The organism is Streptomyces flavofungini (genome assembly GCF_014650815.1).
Taxonomy (GTDB): domain Bacteria; phylum Actinomycetota; class Actinomycetes; order Streptomycetales; family Streptomycetaceae; genus Streptomyces; species Streptomyces flavofungini.
The window spans coordinates 818,395-838,408 of sequence record NZ_BMVR01000001.1; the positions used below are offsets into that span (position 1 = coordinate 818,395).

Here is a 20,014-nt window from a genome sequence, read left to right on the forward strand (position 1 = left end):
ACCGCCTTGGGGTGTGCCGGTGAGTGCCGTACCCCTACAGTGCCCGCCCGCGGGCGCCACCGGAACCCCTGCCACCGGCCAGGGCATGTGCCGATCTCGCGCAGCGGCCCGGACCGTCCCGAGCGGACGCCCCCGGTCCGCGCGCAGACGCCCGCGTATGTCCCCGCGCTTCTGAACCATGGCCGGTGCGCGCGCCCCGCGCTTGACTCGGATCACGAGCTGAAACGGCAGCTCGGCAAGGCGGAACGCGATGACGAAAACGGGGCGGCACACCATGACTGCACAGAACACCGCGACTGCACACAGCACCGCGACCGCACGGACCACCGCACGGGACAACGGGCGCGCCGGAGTGGTCCTCGGCGCCGCCACCGTGGCCATGGGCCTGATCGCCGGAGCCTTCTACACCTTCTCCTGCGGCGTGATGCCGGGCCTGGCCCGCAGCTCGGACCGCGCGTACATCGAGGCCACGCAGCACATCAACGACGCGATCCTGAACCCGGTGTTCTTCGCGAGCCTCTTCGGCGCGCTGCTGCTCACGGGGGCCGCGGCCTGGATGCTGCGCCGCACCCCCGCGAACTGGTGGGTGCTCGCGGCGCTGCTCGCGTACGTCGCGGCGTTCGCCGTCACCGTCGTGGTGAACGTCCCCCTGAACGAGCAGCTCGCGGACGCGGGTGACCCCGCGAAGATCGCCGATCCGGCGGCGGTGCGCGCCGACTTCGAGGACGCGTGGGTGGTGTGGAACGCGGTGCGGGCCGTGCTCAGCACCGTCGCCGTCGCGTTCCTGGCCCGGGCCCTGGTGCTGTTCGGCAGGGCGCGCCGGGAGAGCGCGGCTCAGTCCGCGTACTTGGACCCCGCCGCCGGGTCCAGCGCCAGCCGGTAACCGCGCTTGACGACCGTCTGGATGAGCTTGGGCGCTCCGAGTGCCGTCCGCAGCCGGGCCATCGCCGTCTCGACGGCGTGCTCGTCGCGGCCCGCACCCGGCAGCGCCCGCAGCAGTTCGGCGCGCGCCACGACCCAGCCGGGCCGCCGCACCAGGGCCCGCAGGAGTGCCATCCCGGCGGGCGGCACGGCCCGCAGCTCCCCGTCGACGAGCACCGCGTGCCCCCGGATCTCCACCCGGCGCCCGGCGACGGGCAGCGACCTGGCCCGCCCGGGCAGCTCCTGGCACAGCAGTTGTACGAGGGGTCCAAGGCGGAAGCGTTCGGGCTGCACGGTGTCCAGGCCCCGGGTCTGCAGCGGCAGCGCGGTGACCGGGCCGACGCAGGCGGGCAGCACGTCGTGGCGGAGCGCGGCGGTCAGCTCGGCCGTCATCCCGCGCTCCTCGGCCCGCGCGAACAGCGAGGCCGCGGCGGGCGCGGAGGTGAAGGTCACGGCGTCCAGGCCGCGGCTCACGGCGGCGTCGAGGAGCCGGTCGACCGGGGTGAGGTCGGCGGGCGGGAGCCACCGGTAGACGGGGACGAGGACGACGTCGGCGCCGCCCGCCCGCAGCGCCTCGACGAAGCCGGGCAGCGGCTCCCCGTGCAGTTGCAGGGCGATGCGCCGCCCGTCGACGCCTTCGCCGAGGAGCCGGTCGAGGACCTCGGCCATGGACTCCGACGACGGCGACCAGTGCTCGGTGAGCCCCGCGGCCCGTACGGCGCCCTTCACCTTCGGCCCCCGGGCGAGCAGTTCGACGCCCCGCAGCCGGTCGAGCAGGTCCTCGCCGTGCCCCCACCCGTCGGCGGCCTCGACCCAGCCCCGGAACCCGATGGCGGTGGTGGCGACCACCACGTCCGGGGCGAGGTCGATCAGCTCCTTGGTGGCGGCGAGGAGTTCGCTGTCGTCCGCGAGCGGCACGATGCGCAGGGCGGGGGCGTGCAGGACGGTGGCGCCGCGCCGCTGGAGCAGCGCGCCCAGCTCGTCGGCGCGGCGCGCGGCGGTGACGCCGACGGTGAACCCGGAGAGGGGTCCGTGCTGCTGCTGGCCGCCGTCCATGGCTCCCCTCCTGTCCTGTTCCGGTTCCGGCTGGTCCGGAACCCCGAGCCTGCCAACGCCGGGTGACGGTCCCGGATCACGCCGATGTCCGCCGTGTTACGTCGCTTTCCGGCGCACGTGACCTGCGACTCGTCGGCACCGGGTGGACGAGTCACACCTGCGCGTACACCCGCTGCGGCTCGCTCCCCGCCGTGGCCGCGGCCTCGGCGGCCGGGGCGGCCGGGCGGCGAAGGTATACGGCCCAGGTGACCGCGAAGCAGGCGGCGTAGCAGACGAGGAAGGCGACGAAGGCGCCCGTGCCCGTGCCCGCCGTCTGGAAGGACTGCCGGAAGGCGAGGTTGATCCCCAGGCCGCCGAGCGCGCCGACGGCCCCGATGAGCCCCATGGAGGCCCCGGAGAGCCGCCGTCCGTAGCGCGCGGCCTCCTCCCCCACGAGCCCCGCGCGGACCGCCTTGGCGTGGAAGATCCCCGGGATCATCTTGTACGTGGCCCCGTTGCCGAGCCCGCTGAGCACGAACAGCACCACGAACGCGCCGGTGAACAGCGCGAGCGACTCCCGCACCGAGGCGAGCACCACGACTCCGGTGGCCGCCGCCATCCCGACGAAGTTCCACAGCGTGATGCGGGCCCCGCCGAACCGGTCGGCGAGCCGTCCCCCGACGGGGCGGATCAGCGACCCCAGCAGCGGCCCCAGGAAGGTGATCTGGGCGGCTTCGAGCGGCGTACGGCCGAACTGCGTCTGGAGTACGAGCCCGAAGGCGAAGCTGTACCCGATGAACGACCCGAACGTCCCCACGTACAGCAGGGACATGATCCAGGTGTGCGGGTCGCGCAGGGCCTCACGCGCGGCCCCCGTGTCGTTCTTCACGGCGGCGATGTTGTCCATGAACAGCGCGGCGCACACGGCGGAGACCACGACGAGCGGGATGTAGATCCCCAGCAGCACGCGCGGACCGCCGCTGGCGCCGATGACGGCGAGGGCCATGAGCTGCATGACGGGGACGCCGATGTTGCCGCCCCCGGCGTTGAGGCCGAGCGCCCAGCCCTTCTTCCGCAGCGGGAAGAAGGAGTTGATGTTGGTCATGGAGGACGCGAAGTTGCCGCCGCCGACGCCGGTGAGCAGCGCGCACACCATGAAGGTGGCGTACGAGGTCCCCGGCTCCATCACGACGAAGGCCGCGACGGTGGGCAACAGGAGCATCGACGCGGCGACGATGGTCCAGTTCCGCCCGCCGAAGCGGGCGACGGCGAAGGTGTACGGGACCCGGACGACGGCCCCCACCAGGGTGGCCATCGACACCAGGAAGAACTTCCCGGCCGGGTCGATCCCGTACTCCGGCCCCATGAACAGCACCATGACCGACCACAGGGTCCAGACGGAGAACCCGATGTGCTCGGACAGGATCGAGAAGACGAGGTTGCGCCGGGCGACGCGGGCCCCTTCCCGCTCCCAGAACTCGTCGTCCTCGGGATCCCACCGCGAGATCCACGTACCTGTCGTACCCCTCGTACCTGTCCTCGTCATCCCAAGCTCCCCGGCCGGCGGCTGATGATCCCGAAGGTAGGGATGGCTCATTTCAGCGCTGTGCCGGTGGATGACCGCCGGGGAACTTCGGACTCACGGCGGGGCGGGGCGGGGGGTGAGGCGCTGGCCTTGGATCAGTCCCCTGAGTCAGCCCCCTGGGACAGCCCCTGGAACAACCCCCGGAACGATCCCCCCTGGATCAATCCAGACCCCCGGCCCACTTGAGGGTGTCGGAGCCGCCCTTGTCCCAGTCCATGACGACGGAGTCGCCGGAGCGGGACAGATCGGCGCCGATGAACTTCTCGTTGGTGCCGCTGCCGCACTTGAGGGCGAGCCGGAACTTGCCCCCGGCGCGGTCCTGCCCGAGGCCGGTGCACATGCCGTCACCACCGGGGTCGAGGTAGGAGACGATGTGCTTGCCCGCGGCCTGGCCGACGGTCTGCTTGTCGGCGATGGTGAGGGTCTTGAGCTTCTCGTTCTGCCACTGCCCCTTGTACCCGGTGGCGGGCGCGGGCCCGTCGTCGTCATCGCCGCCGATGCCGCCGCCGCCCGGGGTGCTGGGTATCCCGGTGGTGGGTTCGGTGGACGGCAGGGAGGGGGTCTCGCTGGCGTCGCCGGAGGGCTCGGCGGGCGCACCGGGCGTCACCTTGTCGGCCGCGCTCTTGTCGGCCTGGGGCTTCTTGTCCTTGTCGTCCTTGTCGTCACCATCGCTGACAAGGAAGAAGACACCGCCACCGATGACCAGGACGGCGGCCACGGCGACCGCGATGATCATGTTCCGCTTCTTCGCGTCACCGCCGCCCGGGGGCGGCGGCGGGTAGGCGCCGAACTGGGGCTGCCCGTAAGGGGGCTGCTGCCCGTACGGGGGCATGGCCTGGGTCTGCCCCTGGGCGTGCCCGTACGGGTCCTGGCCCTGGGGCTGGCCGTACGGATCCTGCGGCTGGCCGTACGGCCCCGGAGGCGGGGCTCCGTGCGGGGCCGGGGGCTGCTGCGGATAGCCGTAGCCGGGCTGCGGCCCGGGGGGCGGCGGCGGGGCGGCCGGCGGCTGGCCGGGGAAGGGCGGCTGGGGCTGGTTCGGCTGGGGCTGCGGGGCGCCGAATCCATCCTGGGGCGGCTGGCCGGGAGGCTGCGTCATAGCGCGTGAGCCTAATCGCCGGGGGGCGACGACCACATCAGCAATACGAACGACTGCGTCACACCGGGGGTGGCCCTGAGGACGGGGGTACGCCGCTGGACGCCGCCGCGACCTCCCTGCCCAGACCGTCAGCACTCCTCCTGGCGAGCCGCCCGGTCAGCATCTGGCGCTTGCCCCCGAACGCCTCCACGCGAAAGATCTGGACAGCCTGTTCGTGCAGCTGCGGGCGCGGCACATTCGTGCCATACGGTGGCATCGGTGCCGCGTATCGCGGTGCCGGGGCCGACAGGCCAGTCGACGCCATGAGCGCCCCCGGACGGAGCGCGCGCCGTCGGCGGAGTCACGACAACCCTCGCCACGCGAAACTGAGGTACCTGCCTGCTATGCCTTCCTACGACAGCTCCCGGGCACGATTCCGGCTGGCCGACCGCCACATAGCGGTGTTCGCCCATCTCCTGGACGGCGAGACTCCGCCCGATGAGCTCTGGCCCTCACTGAGCGAACTCATGCAGATCGGCCTGGTCGGCGAGGAGGGCGAACTGGCTCCGCTCCTCAGGGGACTTCTCGGTGCTTTGGCCGCCCCGCTGGTCCTGGCGACCGTCGAAGTCACGGGTGAGCACGGGACGATCAACCACGGGCTCATCATCGGCCAGGAGGCCGTGATCGCGCACGAGGGCTGGCCCGGCGAGGAGGAGTCCGAGTACACGCCCATCGCCCCGCACAGCCTGGTCTGGGAGCTGGCCCGCATGGTCAACCTCCAGGCCGACGGCACCGCGACCAGTGAGGTCTCCCGTATCGAGACGACCATGGGTGCCCTCGACGCCGCCCTCTCAGCTCTCGACGAGGGGGCGGGCGACGAGGCCGCGACCAGGGACCTCATCCGCAAGGCGCTGACCGAGGCCGGCAGCCCCAAGGAGCCGGAGCTGTCCGAGCTCACCGAACTCGTCATGGCGATGAACGCGATGTGGCGCATCAGCACCGCCTGGGACGGAAAGCACGAGGGCGAACGGGCCGCAATGGTCCGGGGGCTGGCGGTGTGGGACTGCGGGCCGCGCGGCTACTGGGTCAGGGAGAAGCCCGAGGAGCCCATTGTCGAGGGGCAGGTCGGGCCGGACAGCGAGCTGTGCCTGGTGCGGACGAGGAACGGCAAGATCTGGGAGAAGATCACGGACCTGCTTCCGGACAAGGAAGACATGATCGACGCCTGAGCCGTCGACAGCGGACGACAGCGGACGACAGCGGACGACAGCGCGAACGGGCGCCCCCTACGGGGACGGCGCCAGGTCCCGCTCCTCTACCACCAGTTCTTCGGATTGAGCTTGCGGCCGATCTTCTTCCCGGTCCCGACGGGATCCCGCACGGCTTCCCTGGCTCTGTCGCCAACCTCGTCGACGGCCTTCCCCGCCCCCTTCTTGATGCCGTCCCAGTGCTCGACGACCTTGGCGCCCACATAGACACCGCCGAACACGACGGTGGCGCCAATGGTGAAAGGGTTCGGCGCTACGGTGGCCGCCGTGAGCGAAGCGTGGAAACCGACCTCGGCGACGTTGGCGACATACGCCGCACCCTTCTGGCGGGTGCTGAAATTCCCGTTATGCCATGGCAGGCCCCGGTGATAGAGCTCGTTGCCAGCGAGGGCCGTCGAAAAGACTCCGCCAACGACCCCGAGGCCGCGCAGCGCTCCCGAGACCTTTCCGGCTCCGGCCAGCCCCTTGGCCAGCGCCAGCCCTCGCCCCCAACCCACGGCACGACCGCGGGTGAAGATGTGGGAAGCCACCTTGATGAGGTTGGCGTTGGCGGCACGGGCTACCGGCTGACCGGAGTGGGTAAGCCCGCCGAAGCGCGCGGCGAGCGTGTCATTGCCGACGAGACCGTTGATGAAGCTGTTCACCGATAAGCCGCGCCAGATGGGAGACCTCATGAACGACGCGCCTCGGGCCGCGTCGTAGGCACTGCCTATTCCGACGCGCCCGTTGGTGAAGGGAACGCTCCCCGAGGTCCCCGCCCAAGTGGCAAGTCTGCTCGGCAACCAACTCCCCGGCGCCTGCAGCGACTTGATGGGCGGCTTCCACCTGATGACACCATTGCCGAGATCCTGGAGTCGTCCGTTGGCGGAGCCTCGCAGAGCCACCCCCACCCGGGTCTTCCAAGTCCGCAGTGCACCTCGTGCGAACGTGTTGTGAACGAGCACTTTGGTCAACGCTGCACCCTGGATGGTAACCGTGGTGGCAGCCCCGGCGCCGCTCTTCCAATCGCCGTAGAGACCGACGAAACTCTGGATGGTCGCTTCGTGCGGCTGCAGGCCGGGGATTTTCGCCAGCGCATGGGCCTTGAGACGGTCGATCCAGTCGGTCACCGCCTCGTCGTCCCGGCGTGCGAGGCTCTTCTTGCCGGGGTCGTCACTGGCGGCAACGGAGTTGGCGAGCAGCAGAACATCGGGCGTGAGCCCTTTGCCCTCGTATTTCTTCAGATCCTCCGAGGTGAAACCGGCCCAACGCAGCCCAGCTTCCGGGTCACCGCCGTCAAGCCGCACGAGCGCCGCGCGCCTGCGAAGGTCCGGTCCCTGCTCCGTGGACCAGGCGGCAAGCGGCTTGAGAGTCGACAGCTTGGAGGCCACATCAAGGGTGGACGCCCGGGTGAAAGCTTCCTTGAGCTTGTCACCTAATCCACCCCTGCCATCGATGAGCTTGGAGAGCTGTTCCAGATCCTCTGGATTGACGTTACGCACCTAAGCCCTCCGCCGGTAAGCGTTCCCCTGTGGACGGCCAACCGACCCAGCTCACTCGGTCAAATGTCCCCAAGTACGGCGAACGCAAAGGCGAGGCGACGGTCCAGCCAATCCGCCTTGATCCCGATCTGCTTGATGCTCTCGGAAACCATGACCAACTCATCGCCTGACCGCCATTCCAGCCTTCGGCTCTTCTTTCCAGGTTCTTCACTGCCGTCGTATCCCATGCTGGCCGCGACGCTGACCATCTCCGAGAGAACCCTTCCGGCTCCCCTCTCGGCGATCCGCATGGCGTCGCCGCTCGCCCACTGATTACGTCCGACGACCTCAGGGTGTCCGGGCTGGTCGATACGCCAAGTATGTTTGAAAGGTTTGCGAGACGGAGGAATGCGCCGGATAGCGCCGACTTTCTCGCCTTGGTCGTCATGCACCCAGAAGTGACGTTCACCCTTCTCTCCCTCTTCGGCTACGAGGTAGCACAGGAGGCGCTGCGCTTCGGGGTCCTCGAAGAGGCATGGCTCCAGGGCGGACGGCGGCGCGGGCGGTGCCACTGGAGCGGTGTAGGCGCAGGGAGCGAAAACCCTTGAGTTTCCCGCCCCCTTGGGGACACGAATGGCCCGCGGGCCACGCACGGGACGGACACGGCTCTTCGTGACCGGACGCTCCACAGTGCCGATGGTGAACTCACGCACCCCAGCCCACTCGACGGCGGGTACGGGGGTCTCATCCCGCGCCCCACCCTTCCCGAACGCCACGTCATCTCCTCACTGCTCGCATCTGTCTCCTACGCCACAACCGTAGCCCGCAGACCGTACGCTGGTGGCGCAACTATGTGTTGATGAGGTGAGGGCGACACAGCCTCACCTGCAAAGGAAAGAATTCAGCCAAACTCCCCGCCCACAAGGTCCGGGTTACCCCGGCCGACCAGGGACGCTTGGCTGTCCAGCCTTCAGCCAAAGCATCTTTGCGGCAGCGCACGAAACACGGCATGAGATCTGCCCTACAACTGATGGTGACAGTGGCAGATCGACACCTCTGACACCCCCGAGGTCCGTCAGGGTTATCACCCATTTCTTCGATCAGCCGTTGCCGCTCCCCCGAGCCCGGCACCACACTGGATCCATGCAAGGCGATCTCTCCAGGACAGACGATTCCGTGCCCCGTCGCCCCGTGGCCGAGCAGCGGGTCTCCCATCGAGACCGGGATCACGCCGTGGAGATTCTGCGGGTCGCGGCCGGTGACGGGCGGCTGACGGGCGAGGAGTTGGACGAGCGCGTCGAAGCGGCCCTCGCGGCACGGACGGCTGCCGACCTCGCGGAGCTGACCGCCGACCTGCCGCTCCACGGGATGCCGCCGCAGGCCCGCGAGGTGGTCCGGATCGACCAGCGCTTCGGCGAGGGCAAGCGCGCGGGGCGCTGGCTGGTGCCGCACCGGATGGAGATCCGGCTGATGTTCACCGACCTCAAGCTCGACTTCACCGAGGCCGTGATCAGCTATGACACCCTGCACATCGCCCTCGACCTGCGCATCGGCGGCAATCTGACCCTGGTGACCGGCCCGGGCATCGTGGTCGACGCAGACGACATCACGTACACCCGTGGCGAGGTCAAGATCCGCCCGGTGACCGGCCCGGAGGTCCCGGTACGCCTACGCGTGGTGCTGACCGGAAAGTCGACCGGCGGCGACATCGTGGCCCGCCCGCCACGCCGGACACCGGGGCAGTGGCTTCGACGCAAGGCGTGAGCACTCGGCTCTCAGCTGTCACCGAGAACGGCGTAGGCGAAGGCGAGACGGCGGTCCAGCCAATTCGCCTTGACCGTAAGTGCGGTGATGCTCTGAGAGACCATCACCAACTCGCCGCCGGACCACCACTCCAGCGTTCGGCTGGGGCCTTTCGGGGGACTCTTGTGAGTGCCCAAGGTGAGTACGGTTTCCACCGTTTCTGTCACGATTTTGATTGCTGCCCGCTCAGCGAGATGCCTGGCGCCCCTCCTTCATCAAGGCGGCCGCCCCGGCACACACGCTGCCGGGGCGGCCTCATCAGGTCACTCATGCCTTAGTGATCAACGGTTGATGGACTGGATCTCCTTGACGACGACGTTCTGGTCGGCGCCGAACTCGCCGTCGGGCAACCGGCCACCGGGCTCGGTCGTGCTCGTCCAGGTGATCTTCCACGTGACGGTCGCGTTGAGCTTGTACGACCCGTCGCCGGACGAGCGTAGATACTTCACGCCGCACGGCGGAGTCTTCTTGGACTTGCCCTTGGCCCACGGCTCACCGATCCGACCGTCCACGATGGGGCACTCGCCGGAGGCCGGATAGGTCGTGGCGTCCTTCGTGCCCGGGTTGATCTTCAGCGAGACCGGCTCGGCGGTCGTCGTGGCTGAGATGTTGGTGTCAGGAAGGCTGGCCGTCACCGAAACCTTCTTGAACCTGGCCTTGTCGAGCCAGATCCAGGTCGGCAGATTGACCTTCGTCTCGCCCTCGGGTGCCATCGTGATCTCGGTCTTCGGAAGCGGGAGTTCATCGTAGGCGTACTCAGCGAGGATCTTGGGAGTTACGGCCTGGGGCTCCTTGGGTGTTTCGGTTTCAGGCACCCAGAACGGCAGCTTGTCGCAGGAGTTGGCTTCCGGATCGTCCTTGCGGTTGGGGTTGACTGCCGCGGCCCAGAACATCCCTTCGCCCTGCTTGTCCAGGTTGTAGTCCTTGTAGGGGTCGCCGTCCTTGTAGTACGCGTCGAAGACGTCGCCCACGAAGTCCCCGATGCCGAAGAACTTCACCTTCCGCCACGCCTTGACCCTGGATTCGATCTCCTTGGGCGAGAAGGCCGGCTCATACCAACAGGCCGGCGGGGTCCAGTCACCATCCACGGATGAGAGCTTCCCGGCCTTGGCCGGACCAGAGCTGCCGTTGACCTTTGTCTGAACTCTCGTCTCGACATTGATCTTGCCGTTCTGCAGGCCGCCCTGCGAACTGGAACTGTCGCGCTGGTTCTTGGGTCCTCCTTCGCCGCCCGCCGCGTAAGCGGTGGCAGGCACAGCTGTAACCACCGCGGCCAACGCGATCGCGGCCAGCTTGGTGGTCCCCCTCGGACGTATCACATGCACTTCTTCGCTCCCGTCTCGGACAGGACATCGACGGACTGCCAGACGCCCTTGGCGTTCTTTTTCAGGCGCTCGTTGAAGAACGTGTAGTCGTTGGCAGAGGCGGGGATGGACTTGTCGACCTTGCCGGTCTTGCGATTCTTGGGATAGGACTTCGTCGCATCGGCGCAATACGTCACGGTCGCCTCACTCGCCCCGTGGAACGTGACCTGCCGGTCGTAGTAGCGAGTGGCTCCGACGTAGCTCTTCCCGTCGTCGTAGTAGCCCTGGATGTAGGAGGCCGTGGCGATGAGAGCCTTGCCGTCGTTGTAGAACTTGAGCGCCTTCTGGGAAGATTTCCCACCCACTGTGATCGCGACGTCGATGGCGTCAAGGTTCCGCGCGTTGTCCTCGAGGACGGCGTCCTTCTTCGCATCCCCGGTCGACCCGCCCTCGAACACATTGCTCACGCCCTTGGGCATGTCGACCTTCGGCCGGTCGGACCGGTCCGCTGCCTCTGACGCCGACGGCGAGGCCTTCTCGCTCGCCGTCGAACCGGCACCCTCGATCTTGTCGTCACCCTTGGAGTCGCCGTCTCCGCCACCGCAGGCGGAGAGCGACAGGGCCGCGGCGGTGGTCAGCGCGGCCACCGCGAGCAAGGCAGGTCGGCGGTTCACAGTCAGCTCCCGATGGGACGTGGGTTCAGTGGGTTCACTTGAGTGAACCCACGCTATCCAGGGGCACTGCGCGAAGCGAGGGTGAGGTTTCCCCAGCACGGGGACAGATGTGGGCATATCGAAGCCCTGTGCGGGACGTTGTTGCCTAACGGTCGCACAACGCCGAGCGATGATTACCGGCCTGTGCCGATTCGGGGTATTGAGTTTCGGGCCCGGCGCCAGGCGCCCCCACCGCTCCCGTACGGCGCAGTTTCTGCCAACGGAGGCGTCCGCCGGTGAGGGCGGTGATCCAGGACTGGAGGAGGACGACGTACATGAGCTGGCGGTAGAGGAGTTGCTGGAGGGGGAGGGATATGAGGTGGGTCGGGGGTTCGCGGTCGAGATGGAAGGCGTACGCCGCGCAGACCGCCTGGACGGTGAGGACGCCCAGCCAGGCGATGACGGTCTGCCGGGTGGGGCCGAAGGCCAGGCCGTAGAGGAGGAAGACGTCGATCAAGGGGGCGAGGAGGGGTGCGACGATCATGAAGAGGGAGACCAGGGGCAGGCCGACGCGTCCGAAGCGGCCGGACGGGCCGCCGTCGACGAGCGCGCGGCGGTGCTTCCAGATGGCCTGCATCGTGCCGTACGACCAGCGGTAGCGCTGGGACCAGAGCTGCCGCACGGTCTCCGGCGCCTCGGTCCACGCGCGCGCCCGCTCCGCGTAGACGACGTGCCAGCCGTCGCGGTGCAGGGCCATCGTGATGTCGGTGTCCTCGGCGAGCGTGTCGTCGCTCATGCCGCCGACGCGCTCCAGGGCGGTGCGGCGGAAGGCGCCCACCGCGCCGGGGATGGTCGGCATGCAGCGCAGTACGTCGTACATGCGGCGGTCGAGGTTGAAGCCCATCACGTACTCGATGTGCTGCCAGGACCCGATGAGGGAGTTCCGATTGCCCACCTTCGCGTTGCCCGCGACGGCGCCCACGCGCGGGTCGGCGAACGGCTGGACCAGTTCGCGGACTGTGGCCGCCTCGAAGACGGTGTCGCCGTCCATCATGACGATCAGGTCGTGCCGGGCGTTGGCCAAGCCCCGGTTCAGGGCGGCGGGCTTGCCCGCGTTGTGCTGTCGTACGACGCGTACGTTCGGCAGGCCGAGGCCTTCGACCGTGCGGGCCGTGCCGTCCGTGGAACCGTCGTCGATGACGATGACCTCGATGGGGTGGTCGCTCGCCGTGAGGGAACGGACGGTGTTCTCGATGCACTTCGCCTCGTTGTAGGCGGGCACCAGGACCGACACCGGCTCCGTCACCACCGCGCCGCCCCAGCGGAAGTCCCGCTTCCGTACCCTCCGGGCGTGCGCCGCCGAAAGCAGCAGCATCAGGCCGAAGCGGGCCATGACCAGGACGCCCACGACCGCAAGGCCGATCACCAGCACGTCGGTGATGTGTTCCGCGGCGCCGACCAGGAGGACCCAGGCCTTGCCCCGCCACAGCTCGAAGCCCTCCACGCGCGCGTGGGCGCCGGTCGCACCGGCCCCCAGAGCTTCGGTGAGGTTGGTGAACTCGTAGCCCCGCTCGGAGAGTTGGGGGATGAGGCGGTCCAGGGCGGTGACCGTCTGGGAGCGGTCGCCGCCCGAGTCGTGCAGCAGGACGACGGCGCCCTTGCCGCCGGTGGGCGTGACGCGGCGGACGATCTCGTCGGCGCCGGGGCGCTTCCAGTCCTCACTGTCGGCGTCGGTGACCACCGTGAGGTACCCGCGGCTGCCGATGTGCTGGGTGACCGGCCACGACCTGTTGTCCATGGCACCGGCGGACGACGAGTACGGCGGCCGGAACAGGGACGTGCGGATGCCGGCCGCGCCCGCGAGTGCCAGCTGGCTCTGGGACAGCTCCCGGTCGACGCGGTCCTTCGACTGGTACGACAGGTCCGGGTGGTTGAAGGTGTGCAGGCCCACCTCGTGCCCCTCGTCGACCATGCGGCGGACCAGGCCGGGGTGGCGCGAGGCCATCGCGCCGGTGACGAAGAAGACGGCGTGCGCGTCGTGTTCGGCGAGCACGTCGAGGACCTTGGGGGTCCACTTCGGGTCCGGGCCGTCGTCGAAGGTCAGCACCAGGCGGTGGTCGGGGACGCTCAGCGACTGCGCCCGCCCGCCGCGCGTGTCGATGACCGGGCCGCCCCGCACGATCTCCTTCGGCACCCGGTCCGTGGCCGCGGGCGGGCGCACCCGGTGGTCGGCCAGGATCTCGCTGTGTACGTAGCCGCGCAGCATCAGCATCGCGAGCAGGGCTACGAGGAGGAGGGAGGGGAGGAGGTAGCGCATCGGGAGGCGAGGGCGCAGCCGGGGGCGCTCGGTGGTACGTCCGCGCCTGCTGTGGCGTGCGGGGCCGCGACCTTCGCCGGGGGCGGTAGCGGAGGCGGTAGCGGTAGCGGTCCGCTCTGCGGGGGCGGTTGCCGTTGCGGAAGCCGGAGTTGGGCCCTCGCCCGCCGACCCCCACCCGCCGGAACGGGAGTTCATGACTCTACGCCCGCCGTGTCCGCGCCCCCCTGGCCCTGCCCGTCGGACACAGCCCGCACCCCGGTCATCGCATCGCCGCCCGTGTCCGCCCCGTCGCCGCCGCCAGCCGCACTGCCATCACCGCCACCGCCACCGCCATCAGCACCATTGCCGTCACCGTCCGGCGTCCGCGTCGGTGGAGCCAAGGGCGGAGCCGTCGCTTCCGTGGGACCCGGGTCCGGAGCCACAGCGGGAGGCGTGGGATCACCGCCGGGCGCGGGCAAGGCGGGCGAGCCACCACCGCTCGGCCGCGATCCGGGCTCACCACCGGACCCACCACCCCCAGGCACCAGAAGCACCCCCGAGGACCCCCCGGCCCGCCCCTCCACACCACCGCCCCGCGACGGCACGGAGCGCCCCGGCCCCCCACTCACCCCTGGCTCCCCACCCCCACCAGCCCGCGCACCGGCACCGGCACCCGCACCCGCACCCGCACCCGCACCCGCAGAAGGCGAAGCAGAAGCAGCAGGCGACGCCGCCCCCGCGCCCCCGGCTCCCGGCGGCGACCCCACAGCCGACTCCGTCGAAACCTCAGGGCTGTCGACCTGACCGGCGGGCTGCTCGTCCTTGGGATCAGGCACCGGCAGCCACGGCGCGCTGGAGTTGCCTGAGACGAGCGTGGCGGCCATGACCACCGCGTACGCCCCGCAGAGGAGGCCGACGGCCGCACCGATCCGCCGATACCTCCTGCCCCGGCGGCCCGTCTCGTCGACGAACACCGGTGTATCAGCCACGCTCCGGGTGTCTGGAATTCCCCGCATGACGCGGGTGCCGCCGTCCGTGGAGCCGCTGCCCTCCCCCATCAGGCGTCGACCGACGCCGTCGATCTGGACGGTGACCTCGTTCGGGTCGTGCGCCGACGCGGGCCGCCCGGCCGACCACTCCGGGAGCCCGTCCGAAGACCCAGAAAGGCCTTCCGCCGACCTCGTCGGCCCGTTCTCTCGCCAATTCTCCATGCGTACGCGAACCCCCCACGGGTCGTCATGCGGGCGCGTGCGACTCGCCGGGCACTCGTCGTCCGAACCGGGTCCCCACCCGACCCAGGCGCCCCCATTTAGCACATCGCACCCGGAATCCGAACGTAGCGCACGCCAGTGACAACCGTGGCTTTACGTCAGTCCTGAATCATCATGATGAGTGCATCGGTGGCCGGAATCCATCCGTCCGCCGGTCGGTTCAGCCAGTCTTCCTCCGCCGCGAGTTGGGCCGCGGCGCGGCGCAACGCGTCGAGGCCGGGGTGCCGCAGGCCGCGGCGCCACACCAGGGACACCGGCGACAGCGGTACGGGGTCGACGAGCGGCCGCAGCACGGAGCCGGGCAGCTCGGGGAAGCCGACGACGGCGAGCACGGGGTTGCGGTGCTTCGCCATGATCCGCGCGAACTCCTCGGGGCCGACGGCGAGCGGGGCGGGCGGCGCGACCTCGATGCCGCGGCCTTCGAAGAGGCGGCGGGCGAGGTCGGTCCACTCCGGGGTGCGGTCGTTGCCCGCGCCCGCGTAGACCTGTTCGCCCGCGAGCCGGTCGAGCGGCACCGCGTCAAGCCCCACCAGCGGGTGGTCGACGGGGAGCAGCACCGCCATCGGCTCGTACCGCACGGGCTGTTGGTCGAGCCCCGCGCGTACGGCCTCGGGCAGCCCCGCGAACCGGCCGAACGACGCGTCCAGCCGCCCCGCCGCGATCTCGGCGGCGGCGCCGGTCAGGCCGCTCTCGAAGCGGGCCATCAGCTCGCACTGCGGCGCCAGTTCACGGGCCCGGTCCAGGATCCGGCCGAAGACCAGGCCGGGGCTGTTGAGGTCGACGAGCAGCGGCCGGAGCTCCGCGGCCGTGCTCCCGCGCGCGAAAGCGGCCGACAGCTCGTCGTGCGCCGCGAGGACCCGCCGCGCGTACGGCAGCAGGCGCTCGCCGTCAGCGGTCAGCGTCACCTGCCGCGTCGACCGCGCGAACAGGTCCACGGCCAGCTCCCGTTCGAGCCGCCGCACATCCCGGCTGAGGGCCTGCTGGGCCACGTACAGGCGGGCGGCGGCACGGGTGAAGTGCAGCTCCTCGGCCACGGCGAGGAAGGCGCGCAGGAGGCGGGGGTCCACGTCACGGGGGACGGCGGGCGGCGGCGCGGGCACGGAGGCAGAGGCGAAGGCGGAGCCAGAGGCAGAGGCGGAGGCAGACGAGGGCTCGGGCACCGGCACGGACGGCACCCCCGACGACGGTTCGGTCATCCCGTGAATTTACAACCCAGGCGCGTGAATCGCCCTCCAGAAGGTGTTGGACCACCCCCACGCGCGGAGGCGAGCCTTGAGCCATGCCCGAGGCCCCCGCCGACTCCCGCACCCCGCAAGCCAGCTCCCGCACCCCGCAAGCCGACTCCCGCACCCCGCGAGCCCACTCCCGTACGCCGCAATCGCCCTCGACCGCCCCCGCGCCCCCGTCGACAGACACCCCCCGCCCCCGCAACCCCTACGCCCGCCTCTTCGCGATACCCGGCGCCACCGCCTTCACCGTCGGCAACCTCATCGCCCGGCTGCCCATGGGCATGTTCAGCGTGAGCGCCGTGATCATGATCGCGGGGGCCCGCGACTCGTACGCTCTCGCGGGCGCCGTCACCGCGACCGGGCTCGCCGCGACCGCCGTCGTGGCGCCCTGGACGGCCCGCATGGTCGACCGGTACGGGCAGGCACGCGTCGCCGTGCCCGCCACGGTCCTGGCCGTGCTCGGCTCGCTGTCGCTGCTGCTGTGCGTGCGCTTCGGGGCACCGGACTGGACGCTGTTCGCCTCGTACGCGGCGACGGCGACCACCCCGAACACCGGAGGCATGTCGCGTGCACGCTGGTCGCATCTGCTGCGGGGCGAGCCGAAGGCGCTGCACACCGCCAACTCCTTCGAGCAGGCGGCGGACGAGCTGTGCTTCATGCTCGGCCCGGTGCTCGCGGCGTTCCTGTGCGGCGCGCTGTTCCCGCAGGCGGGCACGCTCGTGGGCGCCGTGCTGCTGCTGACCGGCGTACTGCTCTTCGCCGCCCAGCGCTCGACGGAACCCCCGCTCCCGCGGCGTACGGACGGGGCACCGAAGCCGAAGTCGCCCCTCCGCACACCCGGAATGCCCGCCCTGCTGATCGTCTTCCTCGCCACGGGGGCGGTCTTCGGCTCCATGGAGGTCGCGACGATCGCCTACGCGGACGAGCAGGGCCACAAGGCGGCCGCGGGCGTCGTCCTGGCCCTGCAGGCCGCGGGCTCATGCGCGGCGGGGCTCGGCTACGGAGCGCTGCGGCCGAGCGGTTCCCCGGACCGGCGGCACGTCCTGTGCGGGGCCGCGATGGCGGTCCTGATGGCTCTGCCGCTCCTTGCCGTGGTGACGACCGGCTCGCTCGTGGTGCTCGCCGGGGCGCTGCTGGTGGCAGGGATGGCGACCGCGCCGACGATGGTCACGGGCATGACGCTGGTGCAACGGTACGCCCCCGAGGGGCAGTTGAACGAGGCCATGACCCTCGCCGTGACCGGCCTCCTCGGGGGCATCGCGTGCGGCGCGGCGGGCGGCGGCTGGACGGCGGAGCACATGAGCCCCGCCGCCGCCTACACCGTGCCGGTCGCCGCGGCGCTGTGCGCGCTCCTGCTCAGCACCGCGCGGGCTTGCGCCACGAGCACTCGAGCGCGCCGTCCTGGTCCGCCGAGCGCTCCGCACGCGGCCTGACCAGGACGGCCTTGTCCTCGTCGGACTTCGCGAGAGTGACGACGATGGCGTCCTCCAGGGCCTTCACCGAGGAGGGCAGGTAGTTGTTCAGGACGATGCTGAAGACCAGCTCGCGGCCGCCCGCGTCGGTCACGTACCCGGAGAGGGCCGACGCGCCGGTCAGCGACCCGGTCTTCGCGTGCGCGTTGAGCGCCGCCGGCGTCCCGCACATGCGCGTGCGCAACGTGCCGCCGCCGAACTTGTCCGGGTCGCACGCCACCGGCAGGGACCGGTACCAGTCGGCGAACCACGGCTCGCCCTTGACCGAGCGGAGCAGCTTGATGAACTGGTCGGCGGCCACGTTGTCCTTGCGGGACAGCCCGGAGCCGTCGACCTGGCGCAGCTTGCCCGGGTCGACCCCGGCGGTCTTCAGGTAGCTGCCGATCGCCGCGACGCCGTCGCCCCAGTTGCCGGGCCGACCGGTCGCCTTGTGGCCCATGGCCTTCGTCAGGGACTCGGCATGCATGTTGTTGGACAGCTTCATGAACGGGATCAGCAGGTCCCTGAGCTGCATGGAGTCGTGCGAGGCCAGCTCGCGCGCGCCCTTGGGGGTGGCGATTCCGGCCCTGGTCGGTCCGCTCACCCGCACGCCGTGGTCGGCGAGCGCGTCCCGGAAGACCGCGGCGGCGTACCGGGTCGGCTCCCAGACGGTGATCCACTCCTTGGTGGTGGACCCGCCGACGGGCACGTTGCCGGTGACGGTGATCGTGTTGTTGCCGTGCTGCCGTTCGACGGCGATGGTGTCGCCGCCGCCCGCGGCGACCGTCCTGGCGCGCAGATCGATGTCTACGTAGTCGGTCTTCGGCGTCACGGTGACGCGCGGCTTGTCCCCGGCGGCGGCTCCCGGCGCCACCTCGACGATGACCGTCCCCGTGTCGTAGTCCGTGTCGGGGGCGACGCTCAGCGCGGAGATCTGCGCGGCGTAGTACGAGGACTCGTCGTCGGCGCCCCAGGTGTCGCCCTGGCGGCGGTCGTCGAAGCGGGTGTCGTCCGCGACGAGCCGCCCCGAGACGCGCTTGACGCCCTTGGCCGCGATGTCCGCGGCCAGCTTGTCGTAGTCCTTGGCGAGCGTCGTCGGGTCGCCGGTGCCGCGCAGGTACAGGTCGCCCTTGAGGACGGGCCCGTGCCGGTCGCCGTCGGTGAGCACGTCGGTGCTGAACCGGTGGTCGGGGCCGAGCAGCTCCAGGGCGGCGGCGGAGGTGAGCATCTTGGTGTTGGAGGCGGGCATCAGGCGTCCGCTGGGCAGGTGCTGGTAGAGGATGTCGCCGGACTCGGCGTCGGCGACCACGACGCTGGCCGCGCCGCCCTCCATGCGGGGGTCCCCGAGGATGGTGTCGATGGCTTCGGGCAGCCCGCTCCGGTCGGAGTCGGCCCCGGCCGGGGAGCCGAAGGAGAAGGTGGCCACGGTGAGGCCGAGCACGGCGGGCCAGATCCAGTGGCGCATGCGGTGGTTGACGCGTCTCACGGGTCTACTCATGACCCTGGAGCATCCCCGAAGTCGGCACGCGGCGACAGACCACCGCACGCGTGTCGTGCCCGGACACGACAAAGGCCCGCCGACCGCTGGGGTCGCCGGGCCTTCGCCTCACATGGGAATTGTGGAGATGGCGGGAATCGAACCCGCGTCCAACGGTGCGGAATCAGGGCTTCTCCGTGTGCAGTTCGCTGCGATTTTCTCGGCCCCGGTGATCTCGCGAACAAGTCTCCGACGGGCCCAGTCACTGTTTGATTTCCTCCTGGACCCCGTGACCGGGTCTAGAAGTTTAGTTCCCTAGCTGATGCCAGGATCCGGGTCGGGAACAGCCCCGGGCTGACACTTCGCAAAGTCGCTACTTAGGCAGCGAGGGCGAAGGAATCGCGCTTGGTGTTGGCGATTATTGGTTGCGACATATGGTTTACGAGATCATTGCCGCTTCCTCGACACGCTTCCCCTGCTTCGACATCCGCTGTCGAAACCGATCATCCCCATGTTGTTTTTTCAAGCCGCTCCGGCGGACCGAAGCGGTGCTCGCCCCTTCAGGAGGGGCATGAGCCATCGTACGTGACCAACGCCGACGGGTGCCAGCCTATTCCTGCGAGCGTGGGACAAGGGCCCCGGACCAGGTCTCCGGCCCGGCTACTCGATGCCCTGCCGCCGCCTGGCCGAGGAGATCGCGCGGTTCGTCTCCCGGGTGTCCTGCTTCTCCCGCAGCGTCTGCCGCTTGTCGTACTCCTTCTTGCCCTTGGCCAGCGCGATCTCGACCTTGACCCGGCTGTCCTTGAAGTACAGGGCGAGGGGCACGATCGTGTGGCCCGTCTCCTGGGACTTCGACTCCAGCTTGTCGATCTCGGTGCGGTGCAGCAGGAGCTTGCGCTTCCGGGTGGCCGAGTGGTTGGTCCAGGTGCCCTGCACGTACTCGGGGACGTGGATGTTGTGCAGCCACGCCTCACCGCCGTCGATGTGCACGAAGCCGTCCACCAGGGAGGCCCGGCCCAGACGCAGCGACTTGACCTCGGTGCCCATCAGCACCAGGCCGCACTCGTACGTGTCCAGGATGTGGTAGTCGTGCCGCGCCTTCTTGTTCTGCGCGATCATCTTGCGGGCGGGTGCCTTCTCGGCGGCCTTCGCGGCCTTGCGCTTTACCTTTTCCTTCGCCATAGTG

15 protein-coding genes and 1 other RNA gene are annotated in these 20,014 nt (G+C 70.1%); 4 read left to right on the plus strand and 12 right to left on the minus strand.

The annotated features are described in order from the left end of the window. The first annotated feature begins 379 nt into the window (after positions 1–379). Positions 380–883: an anthrone oxygenase family protein gene (locus tag IE274_RS03485; RefSeq protein ID WP_190114136.1), complete on the plus strand. Its 504-nt coding sequence runs from the start codon at positions 380–382 to the stop codon at positions 881–883. Here the strand turns inward: IE274_RS03485 and IE274_RS03490 are convergent. The 3 genes from IE274_RS03490 to IE274_RS40295 form a co-directional block, all read right to left on the minus strand. Beyond that, entirely contained in the window at positions 835–1,977 is a 1,143-nt protein-coding gene (locus tag IE274_RS03490; RefSeq protein ID WP_190113995.1) for a uroporphyrinogen-III synthase, read from the minus strand. The two genes, IE274_RS03485 and IE274_RS03490, sit on opposite strands and share 49 nt — an antisense overlap. 151 nt (positions 1,978–2,128) lie before the next feature. Further along, complete coding sequence (locus tag IE274_RS03495) at positions 2,129–3,502, minus strand: nitrate/nitrite transporter (RefSeq protein ID WP_190113996.1); 1,374 nt, start codon at positions 3,500–3,502, stop codon at positions 2,129–2,131. A gap of 199 nt (positions 3,503–3,701) precedes the next feature. After that, positions 3,702–4,637, minus strand: coding sequence for a hypothetical protein (locus IE274_RS40295; RefSeq protein WP_190113997.1), 936 nt, complete (start codon positions 4,635–4,637; stop codon positions 3,702–3,704). A 383-nt stretch (positions 4,638–5,020) separates the two neighbouring features. Between IE274_RS40295 and IE274_RS03505 the strand changes: the two genes are divergently transcribed. Beyond that, positions 5,021–5,845 (plus strand): hypothetical protein, encoded by an 825-nt coding sequence (locus IE274_RS03505; protein ID WP_190113998.1) that lies wholly within the window; start codon positions 5,021–5,023, stop codon positions 5,843–5,845. A gap of 86 nt (positions 5,846–5,931) precedes the next feature. On the opposite strand, the gene IE274_RS03510 is transcribed toward IE274_RS03505, so the two are convergent. Beyond that, positions 5,932–7,365 carry a PE-PGRS family protein gene (locus IE274_RS03510; protein WP_190113999.1) on the minus strand — a complete coding sequence of 478 codons (1,434 nt, stop codon included), beginning with the start codon at positions 7,363–7,365 and terminating at the stop codon, positions 5,932–5,934. A gap of 59 nt (positions 7,366–7,424) precedes the next feature. After that, a complete protein-coding gene (locus IE274_RS03515; protein ID WP_190114000.1) occupies positions 7,425–7,916 on the minus strand; it encodes a hypothetical protein in 492 nt (163 codons plus the stop codon). A 571-nt stretch (positions 7,917–8,487) separates the two neighbouring features. On the opposite strand from IE274_RS03515, the gene IE274_RS03520 reads away from it, so the two are divergent. Beyond that, positions 8,488–9,108 carry a DUF1707 SHOCT-like domain-containing protein gene (locus IE274_RS03520; RefSeq protein ID WP_190114001.1) on the plus strand — a complete coding sequence of 207 codons (621 nt, stop codon included), beginning with the start codon at positions 8,488–8,490 and terminating at the stop codon, positions 9,106–9,108. A 320-nt stretch (positions 9,109–9,428) separates the two neighbouring features. Here the strand turns inward: IE274_RS03520 and IE274_RS03525 are convergent, their stop codons facing one another. From IE274_RS03525 to IE274_RS03540, 4 genes are all read right to left on the minus strand, one after another. Continuing rightward, positions 9,429–10,472, minus strand: coding sequence for a hypothetical protein (locus tag IE274_RS03525; RefSeq protein ID WP_229909123.1), 1,044 nt, complete (start codon positions 10,470–10,472; stop codon positions 9,429–9,431). Continuing rightward, a complete protein-coding gene (locus IE274_RS03530) occupies positions 10,463–11,125 on the minus strand; it encodes a hypothetical protein (RefSeq protein ID WP_190114002.1) in 663 nt (220 codons plus the stop codon). Before IE274_RS03530 ends, IE274_RS03525 begins: the two co-directional genes overlap by 10 nt. Before the next feature lie 145 nt (positions 11,126–11,270). Next, positions 11,271–13,421, minus strand: coding sequence for a bifunctional polysaccharide deacetylase/glycosyltransferase family 2 protein (locus tag IE274_RS03535; RefSeq protein ID WP_190114003.1), 2,151 nt, complete (start codon positions 13,419–13,421; stop codon positions 11,271–11,273). Positions 13,422–14,769: 1,348 nt separating this feature from the next. Further along, positions 14,770–15,867 (minus strand): LysR family transcriptional regulator, encoded by a 1,098-nt coding sequence (locus IE274_RS03540; protein ID WP_229909125.1) that lies wholly within the window; start codon positions 15,865–15,867, stop codon positions 14,770–14,772. Positions 15,868–15,950: 83 nt separating this feature from the next. Here IE274_RS03540 and IE274_RS03545 point away from each other — a divergent pair, with 83 nt between their 5' ends. Next, positions 15,951–17,333: an MFS transporter gene (locus IE274_RS03545; protein WP_190114004.1), complete on the plus strand. Its 1,383-nt coding sequence runs from the start codon at positions 15,951–15,953 to the stop codon at positions 17,331–17,333. Here IE274_RS03545 and dacB read toward each other — a convergent pair. From dacB to smpB, 3 genes are all read right to left on the minus strand, one after another. Next, positions 17,257–18,849, minus strand: coding sequence for a D-alanyl-D-alanine carboxypeptidase/D-alanyl-D-alanine endopeptidase (gene dacB / locus IE274_RS03550; protein ID WP_229909127.1), 1,593 nt, complete (start codon positions 18,847–18,849; stop codon positions 17,257–17,259). The genes IE274_RS03545 and dacB overlap by 77 nt on opposite strands. 119 nt (positions 18,850–18,968) lie before the next feature. Further along, positions 18,969–19,339, minus strand: a transfer-messenger RNA (tmRNA) gene (gene ssrA / locus IE274_RS03555). Between the two features lie 149 nt (positions 19,340–19,488). Continuing rightward, complete coding sequence (gene smpB / locus IE274_RS03560) at positions 19,489–20,010, minus strand: SsrA-binding protein SmpB (RefSeq protein ID WP_190114005.1); 522 nt, start codon at positions 20,008–20,010, stop codon at positions 19,489–19,491. Positions 20,011–20,014: the final 4 nt, after the last annotated feature.